Origin of the sequence: Methanobrevibacter sp., from assembly GCF_045636185.1 — an archaeon.
Classification (GTDB): Archaea; Methanobacteriota; Methanobacteria; order Methanobacteriales; family Methanobacteriaceae; genus Methanocatella.
Window position 1 is genome coordinate 1 of record NZ_JAZTXC010000170.1, and the last position, 11570, is coordinate 11570.

Genomic DNA, 11570 nt, shown 5'->3' on the forward strand with positions numbered 1-11570 from the left:
AACATCCAACGCTTCCAATATCTCCTCAACCTCATAATCCTTAGCTATATCCACAATAGTTGGAATAAGATAAATATCAAATTTATCATTTGCAACAATATCCAAGTATACATTCAATTGAGACTCATTTAAAGGACAACCCTCTTCTAAAGTATAAACATCCAAATCCAACGTATCCTCTTTAATACTTTCAGCAATAGCAAATGGAGTACGCAAACTCAAAATATCCGCCGCAGTAACATTATAACCATCAAGATAAGACAACACTTTAATTGCAGTCAGTGAATCACCACCAAGACGGACAAAATCATCATAAACACCAATCTTATCCTGATTAAAGACTTCTTCAAATGCATGTACAATTAATTTTTCAGCTTCAGTGGAAGGAGCAACATACTCTACAAGCAAACTGCCACGGTCAACATCAGGCAAAGCACGCTTGTCAACCTTACCATTAACATTTAAAGGAATCTCATCCAACCTGACAACAAATGATGGCATCATATATTCAGGTTTACAATCCCCTACAAAACTGCGAACTGCTTCAGTTAACTCATCACCATCCAAATCATTATTAACAACAACATAAGCCACCAATTCATTATTATCATCATGAACTACTGTTTGAACAGTTACATCTTCCAGATACTCAATGTTTCTTATCACATCTTCCACTTCAGACAGTTCCACACGATTTCCTCTGATTTTTACCTGACTATCACGACGACCAATAATACTCAAAGTACCATCCGGCAAGAACCTAACAACATCCCCAGTACAATATAATCGTTCATAACCTTCATCATCATCAAAAGTATTGTCAAAGAAAGCCTTTTCAGTTTCCTCTTCACGATTCAGATAACCAGGAGTTAACTGAGCACCAGCCAAATATAATTCTCCAACTGCACCAATAGGCAACCTACGTTGCTCACTATCCAACACATAACCTTTAACATTGCTAATGAACCTACCAATACTGGAATGATGAATACGCTCATTTGCAAAGATACTAGTAGAAACTGCCAAGTTTTCAGAAGGACCATAAGTCTCAAACGGCCCAATGGAATCCGGAGCATCCAACTCACCAAGCTTCATACCACCGAAACACAACAACTTAATTGTAGTATCCATACCACTTTCAGCAAAAAGTTTTCCAACCTGACTTGTAATATAAGTATGAGTACATCCATATTTCACATAATAATCATTCAATGCACTTAAATCCAACCTAATATCCTCCGGAACAACATACAATCCACCACCCACTGCAACAGGAGCATATAAAGCAGCAGTATGAATATCAAATACATATGAACAGTGCATACCATAAATATCATCAGATGTGAAATTAGTCTCTTCAACATACCAATAAACAAAATTATTAACCGCTTCACGAGTAACTAAAACACCTTTAGGAACACCAGTAGTACCACTAGTATATAAAACACAAGCAATATCATCATCAGAATATTCAACAGTTCCAATACTTGTTAAACTTCCAACATTATCCTCCAAAATACTGGAAACATTTAAAATTTCAATATCCAAATCATTTTCAACAATGATATTAGCCATACACTGTTCAGTCTCATCAGTTACAATAACAACACCCGCACCAGTATCACCTAACATAAACTGTATACGCTCATCAGGATAAGTCACATCAATCGGAACATAAATACTACCAATTGATAAAACACCCATACTGGCCAAAAGGAACCATTCAGAACGTTCAACAAACAATCCAACAAAGTCCTGCTTCTCAACACCATTATCCCTCAACATTTTAGCAACTTCATTAATGATAAAAGCTCCCTGACCATGAGTATAACTGGTATCTTCATAACCAACAAGAAGACTGTCCTCATATTCACCCAAATTGGAATTAAACCTATCTAAAATATCATCATACTCAAATTCATGTTCTGTTTGATTATAACCGTCCAACAAATCAATATCAGTTTTAGAAATAAATTCAATTTCAGACAATTCCTCTTTCTCCAACATCTGAATTAGAATTTCACGATAAGATTCAACAAATCTAACGATTGTGCCATCAGAATACATGTCAGAATGGTCAATACGAACCACAAAACCATCATCCAAATCATTAACCACACATAAGAAATCAGAAACAAATTCTACAATAGGCTCTTCTACAACCATCTCATCTTTAATATGAGATACATCATTTAAATCAAAATTATACTCAAAAATAACATCATTATTTAAATTAAACTCACTGGCAAGCAATCTGAATGGATAAACAGCATTTATCATTGAATTCAAAGCCAAATCAGAGAATTTGGTTAAATAACTGTCAATAGAATCATTTTTACAATCCACCATAAGAGGGATAGTGCGAACAAACATTCCCAAAGCATTTTGTATTTTCTCTTCATGACGTCCATGTTCAGTGAAATTAAAGTAAACCTTGTCGCTTCCTACAAAACGAGAGTATGTATATGCAAATACTGCATTCAATAAAATACCTACAGTAATTCCTTTATCATGAGCGAATTTTTCAATATCTTCACGAATACCATGAATTGGAAGTGAAACCGCCGAATGATGACCTTCCAAATCTTCCAATAAATTATTAACCTCTTCCACATCAGCAAATTGTTTAGCATAGAAAGCATGAGCTTCTTCATAACCTGGCCTAAATTGTGATTCAAAGGAATCAAGACTTGCATAAACAAAGCCCAAATCAACATCATCAGATAATTTTCCATCTAAAATATCCTTTAACTCTTTTGAAATCAATCCTAAACTTGTAGCATCAGAAATAATATGATGAACATCATAAAATATTGCTTTTCCATTATCATTATTAATAATATAGAAACGGGAAAGTGATTTTTCCAAATCAAACAATTTAATCAAATCAGAATAATCATCACTATCAGTTAATCCAATTTCAGGAGATGCATCGCAGATTATAAGAGGCATTTCATTCATATCAACAATACGTCCTTTTAATACCGGATGCTTATCAATCAAAGTCAAAATTGCATCTTTAATTTCATCAACACTAAACTTGGAATCGCATCTGACTAATCCAGGAACCGTATAAGCAGTACCTTTATCATGAACCTTTTCATCCAAATAAATACCCAATTGAGATTCAGATAATCCGCAAACTATACCATCTTCAAAATTATGGCCGGCTATGAATTCCAACTCATACATAATATTCTCAATAAACTCAGCGAATCTATTATCAATATAAGTGCCGTCAGCGCACTCAGCAGTCATCACATAATCATCATCAACATGCAGAACATTAAAATCAACACCATAATGATTAACATCACACAATTCCAGCCTATCTGAATCACTTTGAATGTTAAATGTTTCGAATAATTCATTTTTATATGCAAATTCAGTGCTCAAAAAGTTTAAAGTAACCGGGCAATGCTTAAACTCTAACTCACCAACATTATAAATCAAAGAAGAATAATTCAAACCCTGATTTTTGATTTCCTTAAATGCCCTTTTAAGTTTAAAAGCATCTGCTGTCAATGAAATTGAATCATAACCGTCACCCACATCAACAAAAATAGGATATTGGGTAGTAAACCATCCAATTGTCCTGTTCACATCAGCTAAACTTTCCTCACGACCATAAGACTCATGATTGAAAATAATATCCTTACCATAAGTCTTTTTATATGCACGGGCAATGCTCAAAGCAAAATACTCCTCTTCAGACAAACCCAATAAGTTATCAACATCAAAACTAATATTTTTTAGAGTATAATTGAAAGATTTAGCTTTGCCTTTAATGGAAGAATCATCCAATAAACTGTTAATTTTAACCCAATGCTCTTTTTCTTCTTCAGATATGTCTTCCACAAGTTTTTTAACATCATTTACCCATAATTTATAAGGGTAAGGTCTTGAAAGGTTTATTTCATTTCCATCAACCATCTGAGTGTAAATATATGTTAAATCATCCAATAAAACACTCCAACTTACATCATCAACAATCAAGTGATGAATAACAAATACAAGGTAGGATTTTTCACCATAATGAACTAAACTTACATCACTCAGTTTATTTGAAATATCAAGAGAATTCTTAGCATTTTCAATTATTTCGGAAATGTTTTCATCTAAATCTTCATATATATTAAATTCATTTAATTTACAAACTTGGGTATTCAATGGAAGTATTTCTTGAACGACCTCACCATCTTCCACATTATAAGTTGCCCTTAACATATCATGAACATCAGATAACTTATTCCAAGCTTCCTGTAGAATCTCCAAATCCAAATTATCTGCAGATTCAAAGACAAATTCCTGTGTAAAATCATTCCTGTTTATCTTATCAAAGAAATAACTTTGAATAGGCAGCAAATCAACAGAACCTTCAACCGCATCATATGAAACCTCAACTTTCTCCCCGATATTGCGAGCAATCATATAAGGAGTCTTATATGTTAAGATATCCTTGGCCTTGCATGGTATGCCTTCTTTTTGAATCAGTGAAATCACACGAATGGACTTGATAGAATCTCCACCTAAACGAACAAAGTCATCATATAAACTAATTCCATCCTGATCAAGTACTGTTTCAAAAGCTTCAACGATTATTCTTTCAGTTTCATTTGTTGGAGCGACATATTGGGCACGTAAATTATCAGTTGAAACTTCAGGCAATGCACGCTTATCCACTTTACCGTGGACATTCATTGGAATTTCATCCATTTTAATTACATATGAAGGAACCATAAATGAAGGCTTGTTTTCATATACATGCTCCAAAACATTTTTCCTGAGTTTTTCCTCATCACAGTCGTTATCTACAACAACATATGCTACCAATTCATTATTGGACTCATGTTTTACCGTCTGGACACTAACGTTAGTCACATGATTCAATTGACGAATGACAGATTCGACTTCAGATAATTCTACACGGTTTCCTCTGACTTTTACTTGGGTATCGCGACGTCCGATAATTCCCAATGTTCCATCAGGCAATATTCTCACCATGTCACCAGTACGGAATAAAACTTCATAACCCTTGCTATCGTTAAATGGGTTTTTTACGAATGCTTTGGTGTTTTCCTCTTCCCTATTTAGATATCCTTCTGAAACTTGATAACCTGAAATGCATAACTCACCAACAGCTCCAATAGGCACACGCCTAAACTCATTATCCAAAATATATATCTTAGTATTGAAATTCCAAAAACCAATTGAAGACGAATCGATTTTTTTGTCATCATAAATTCCGGTAATAAACGAAAATACTTCCGTAAGACCAAATCCATTAATGAACATATAATCATTAGGATTATCAAATTCCCCTAGTTTTTCACCACCTACAGAAATAAGCTTCAATGGAGATTCTTTAATAGTTTCCATGTAAAGTTTTCCTACTTGTGTTATAATCAATGTAATTGTAACTCCCTGTTCAATAAAATAATCATTTAATTTTACCATATTAAATTTAACATCATTCGGAACTACAGATAAGCAAGCTCCTGTATAAAAACTTTGACATATTCCAAGTGAAGCTATGTTAAATCCAATTGTAGCAAATAAACCATAAACATCATCATTAGTTATATCATATTTAACGGCAGAGGATTCCACACTGTTTAAAATAGCATACCTTTTAATTTTTACACCTTTAGGAAGACCGGTGGACCCACTAGTATAAAGAATACAAGCAATATCTCCTTTAACCACAGGCAAACTATTTAACTCACCAATTTCTCCATTGACAATGTCGGAAATGTTTATGAGGATTGCATCATCATTTAGGGATTTGACACGATTATAAGTTCCATCACTAACAATAATAACATTAGCGTCAGTATCATTTAATATGAACTTAATACGTTCATCCGGATGGGCATCATCTAAAGGAACATATGCGGCGCCAGTTGATAAAACACCCAAAACACAGAACATATACAATTCAGACCGTTCAACTAAAAAAGCAACATTATCCCCTACACCAACACAAGCATCCTTTAAAGTGGTGGCGAGCTTATCTGAGATAAATGCACCTTGACTATAGCTATAAACCTTATCCTTATATGATACGAGAGGTTTGTTTGGATCTTTAAATAAATTAAAGTTAAATGCTTCCAGAATGTCATCGAACATCAATTTACGTTCAGTTTCATTATAACCGTCTAAAAGTTTTAAATCAGATTCATCAATATAATTAATATCTGATAACATCTTTTCATTAATTATGCCCTCCAATATTAATTTAAATGAATCGACAAAGTGTTTTACAAAATTGTCCGAGAATTTTTCAGAGTAGAATATTCGTATTTCCAGAATATCCTTTTTTGCATAATAGACCACTACTGAAAAATTATCCCACATATCCTTTTTCAACATTTCAAATTCCATATCAATTGTAGACGAAAAGATATCCTGTAAAACACCAAATGAAACTGAATTTTCCAGCTGATAATCAAACACCAATTCCATAAAAGAATACAAGTCAAATTTGCTTACATTATCGATTATATCACGGGAATAATTCATGAAAGATTCAACACTTTGATTGTCGCATTGCATAAGTACAGGAGATGTTTGGAAAAACATTCCAACTGAATCAGACAGACCCAGATGCGCCCTGCCATCAGTAATTAAATTAAATAGGACTTTAGGAGATCCTGTAAATCTTGATAGTGTATATGCAAATACGCTTGTGAAAAATTGTTCGTGAGTTATATTATGATTATCTAAAAATAAAGTTAAATTTTCTTCATCAATGCTGAATCGTTCAACATAAGATTTGGAGCTGTCTTCGGCAACGGAAAATACCAAATCATTTATGTCATCCCTTTCAGACAATATGTTGTTATAGAACTTTTGGGCATGATCCCTATATTCAGAATTATTTACAACTTCTTCAAATGATATTTGTCTTAAAATGCCGGTATCCACCAATTCAGTATTTTCATCATTCAAGATTTTTAATAAACTGTTTATTATTGTGTTGAATGAATTTGCATCAAAAATCAAACTGTGGAAATCCATACATAAAAATACTTTATTTTTATCTTCTACAATTAAAAAGCGGGACAGATACCTATTTAGTTCAAAAGGCCGGACAAATGTTTCAATGTCTTCCACTGACCCTCTCAGTATAGGGGGTTTGGCATCAAAACCTAATAAGTATCCCTCTTCAATAATACGTGAAGTTAAAATTGGATGTAATTTAAGTAATCTATTTATGGCTTTTTTAATTTTTGTTACAGAGTATAAATTTCCCAATCCTATTTTGAGAGGATTATTGTATCTAGTGCCAGGGGCATTTTGAGCATCTGAATAAACAATCCTTTGAGAGTCGGTTAATTCATATAACCCATTAAAATCATACTGATTTCCGATTGATAAAACTTCTAAATCTCCACAGTGTTGGTTGATGCCTTCCAAAACATTATCTATTAAATGTTTTATGTTTTCTATCATATATCGGATGTAAATATCTGAAAATATCTCATAATTATAGATGATATCGATTGAATCATTATATATATTGAATGTTAGAGCTGATCCGTCACCATTTTTAACATCAATATCATTTAAATTTGTGAAATCGTGTATTGCATAATAAAATGAATTGTCAACATAATCTTCAATACGCACTTTGGTATGATTTATGGCTTCTTCATAATTTTCTTGGATTCTGTTTAAATATTCTTCAAAGGTATCATTTTTATAATAATCTATCATCAACAAAGTATTTTTGGTATGTGGCCCAAAAACAACTTCATCAGTGTTGATTGATGATTTTAATAGACATCCTTCAGTTGAATCAGCACGGGACAGATACAGTGAAAAAATAGCAGTAAAAAAATTATATCTTGAAATTTTATGATTTTTTAGAAAAGTGAGAAGTGATTCGTTTTCAATCGAAAAGCCTATGCTTCGATAATTATTTGATTTTATATTGAAATATTTGACATAATCTTCAGCATCTAAAAGTTTATTGTTCCAATAGCTGCAATCATTTTCAAAATCCTGTGAATTTAAATATTCTTCATACTCTTCAAAATAAGGGCTAGTGGTTTTTGGAATATTGACTTCATAAGGGTTGTTGAATAACTCTTTGATGACGTTTATTGCTGAGTAGTCAAAGATTGAAGAGTGAATATTTGCTAAAATAGTTAATCCATTGTGTCTTTTTAGGACTAAAAATTTATATAATGGAACATTTATAATGTCCTTGAATGTGAATTTGAAAAAAGTACTCATTTCATTTTCAAATGCCTCATCACTAACTTCCTTGAGTTCATAAGCATTTTCATCATTTTTTTGACGATAAGAAATTAAATTATCATCAAAACGTAAATCCAACAAGTTTACAATCCTATTAAATATCATATCTAACTGCTTTTCGTCTATCTGTTCATGGTTAAAAGCAAACTTTATTTCATAAAATTTCATCATCACACCTTTGAATACAATTCACTTAATTATATATTATTATGTTTAACTATATTAATAATTTTAAAAATTTTCTTTAATAATTTTAAAAAAAATAAATAATATCTAATAATAGGATAGCGATAAAATTAATTACTGTGATTAAAAATATAATTATATATGAACATTAAAGCACCAATAATTATGGAGTTAGTTTTCATCGTGATTTCTGTTTTGGTATATATTACAACTTCCAACACATTTTTCATATTCAATTTCCTCTATATCGGAACTGCAATAGCTGTTGGACTGTTCATGATGGCTAGAAATAACAGATACGCAAGAAACCTGATTATGCTTGCAGTTGGATGTTACCTGTTTTTTTATGTTGGCATTTTAGGTCATGAAAACTTGTCCCTGTCCGGATTTTGGTATTATTTAAGTTTAGGTGTTTTTGAAGGTGCCGTTATTCATTTTCTAATTGCAAAGATTCTTGGGCCATTACTGTTTGGCCGTGGATGGTGCGGCTATGCCTGCTGGACAGCAATGATATTGGATTTGCTGCCTTATAAAACCCCTCAAAACGAAAGGAAACCGTGGGGGTATGTCAGATACATATTATTTGCAGCAATATCATGCAGTGTATGTTCACTAATTGTTTTTAAAGTTGCTAATCTTGATTCGATGATATTTTTCCTGTTTATTTTAGGAAATATTATTTACTATATTCTTGGGATTGCTATGGCATTTTATCTTAAAGATAATCGTGCGTTTTGCAAATATGTATGTCCGATTACTGTATTTTTAAAGATTTCAAGTTACTTTTCACTTTTAAGAGTTAAAGTTAATGAAAATAAATGCATCAGTTGTGGCAAATGTGTAAGAGCATGCCCGATGGATGTTGAAATGTTAAACAATTCCAGAAAAAGAAAAAACGGTACGGAATGCATATTGTGCCTTGATTGTGTTCACAGTTGTCCGAATGATGCTCTAAAATTATAAACAGGTTTAATTTGAAAAATTAAGTATTTTCACTCATCAATAAAAAAAATTATTGTATTATAAATTAATAAATTTTTAAAAATTAAAATTGTTATATTATAAGTTAACAAATCTTGTTTGTGAATCAATATAGCTTGGATCATCAATTTCCTTTACAACATCATTATCTTTAACATCACCAATCAGCAATGGCGAATCAGGATTATGCAATTTCTGGTTCCTTGGACTGGTTTCATGTTGAAAATGGCATGAGAATCACTCCCCAATCCCCATATTATATTAACCAATTACCAGTGAATTATGTTTACAGCACGGATTTAGAACTATCTAAAAAATCTTTAAAAAAATAAATGGGTTTGATAATCCCATTTCAAAATTTTAATTTTTAATTGTGATTACAGTACTATTCAAACCCAATACTCTTGCATAATCAACTTTATCTGCAATTTTCAGCAACAGAGCAATATTATCAAACTTATTGTTTTCCCTTTTAGTAGTAGGGTTAAACTCCACACCTTGGTCTTTAATGGAAATTAAAATATTTTCACTTTTAATTTTAACTAAAACATCTATTGGTCCAAGTTTTTCATTGGTGTTTACTATAGTTACAAGCATTTCTTCAATAGCCAATGCCACTCTTGTTGAAATTAAGTCACTGATGCCCATTGACTTAAGATAGCCCCGAACTTGATGAACCAAATCTACAATCTCATTATTATTAGCATTTACAGATAAATCAAGCACATTTTCCTTGTCTTGCTTTTTAAGCAAAAAGAAACCTGAATATTCACCATTGGTTTTTCTTTCCGTGTATTTTGAGTAAGCAAACATGAAAATTATTGCAACAATCTCAGCAATTAAAAATGCAATCCATATACCTGTAGATCCCAATAAAGGAATGAGCAATATTGCAACACCTACAGGAACGATAAAACCTTCAATAATGGAAATCATAAAGGAATATCTCTCCCGTTTAATGGCTTCTGCATAGTATGTCATTACAAAACAAACGACAAGGCCCATGAAACTTAATGAATACAACCTGATTGCATCAGTTACAATAGGAATATCTGCAGGATTTTTAATACTGAAAAGAAACAGTAAGCCATCCGGATAAATGATAAATATTGACATTAGAATTGCACTAGAAATTATGGCAAATTTAATAGCCCTTTTTATTGTGTATCTAACTGAAGCATAATCTTCCTCCTGATAATATACCGATACAATTGGAGCCATTGTTTGGCTTATTCCTATTGCAAACATATAAATCAAAAATGAAACATTGTCACAAACACTGAATGCTACAAGACCCACACCACCAATTACAATTTGAATCAAATAGTTAATAATAAATAATTTTAACGTTATGAAAAGTTGTATTGAAGCAGGAGGAAAACCTGAAACAATAATATCCTTTAAGTATGAAATGAATTGATTGAATTTGATTTTTGAAATTGATAACATCTTAAGAGTGCGTTTACTACTCAGGAAATAATATGAAATAACAACTGAAGCGGCAATATCTCCAAATACAGTAGCAAGAGCAGCACCACCAATACCCATTCCAAAAAAGCGGATAAAAACGAAATCCATAGCTATATTTACCAAATTAGTAATTATAACTGCAATTAAAGGCAATCTAGGTATTCCATCAGCACGTATAAAATATGACATACTCATCAGATAACACATGAATGGAATTCCAATTAATGTAATGAAAAGATAATTTTTTACAAGAGAAACTAATTGAATTCCTCCATTTTTAGTGGCAATGCATAAAAATTGAGCAATAGGATCGATAAATACCATTCCTAAAACTGCAAATATAATTCCAAAAATTACTAAACTAATTATTGAAACCGTAAAATAAGCATTGCCTTTAAAATTATCATATTCAGCTTTCGATGAAGACATCAAAACACTGCCTCCCATTCCAATAGCCCAATAAATTAAATTTACAAATGTGACAACAGGAACAACAACCTGTATCGCAGCCAAATTAAAAGAACCTACTAAAAAACTTACGATTAATGCATCACAAAATATACATATATTATTTGCCATAGCCGTAAGTAATGTAGGCAATAAAAATTCATTGAATTTACTTTTTAATAAATCATATTTTCTTTCATACATACAAAACACCCCATTAC

Annotated in this window: 3 protein-coding genes; 1 reads left to right on the forward strand and 2 read right to left on the reverse strand. The window is 31.9% G+C overall.

Annotation, left to right across the window (positions count from 1 at the left end):
* Positions 1-8433, reverse strand: an 8433-nt coding sequence (locus tag ACKI3Q_RS09525; RefSeq protein WP_407416356.1) for an AMP-binding protein, incomplete at its 3' end; no start/stop codon positions are given.
* 159 nt (positions 8434-8592) lie between these two features.
* Between ACKI3Q_RS09525 and ACKI3Q_RS09530 the strand changes: the two genes are divergently transcribed.
* The gene (locus ACKI3Q_RS09530) at positions 8593-9414 is read left to right on the forward strand and encodes a 4Fe-4S binding protein (protein WP_407416357.1); all 822 of its coding nucleotides are present in this window, start codon (positions 8593-8595) and stop codon (positions 9412-9414) included.
* 378 nt (positions 9415-9792) lie between these two features.
* Here the strand turns inward: ACKI3Q_RS09530 and ACKI3Q_RS09535 are convergent, their stop codons facing one another.
* Positions 9793-11553: an MATE family efflux transporter gene (locus ACKI3Q_RS09535; RefSeq protein WP_407416358.1), complete on the reverse strand. Its 1761-nt coding sequence runs from the start codon at positions 11551-11553 to the stop codon at positions 9793-9795.
* Between the last annotated feature and the right edge of the window lie 17 nt (positions 11554-11570).

What these genes read in the sequence shown, in the direction of transcription:
- ACKI3Q_RS09535 (WP_407416358.1), bottom strand. Translation starts at nt 11,553, where the DNA reads ATGTATGAAAGAAAATATGATTTATTAAAAAGTAAATTCAATGAATTT.
- ACKI3Q_RS09530 (WP_407416357.1), top strand. Translation starts at nt 8,593, where the DNA reads ATGAACATTAAAGCACCAATAATTATGGAGTTAGTTTTCATCGTGATT.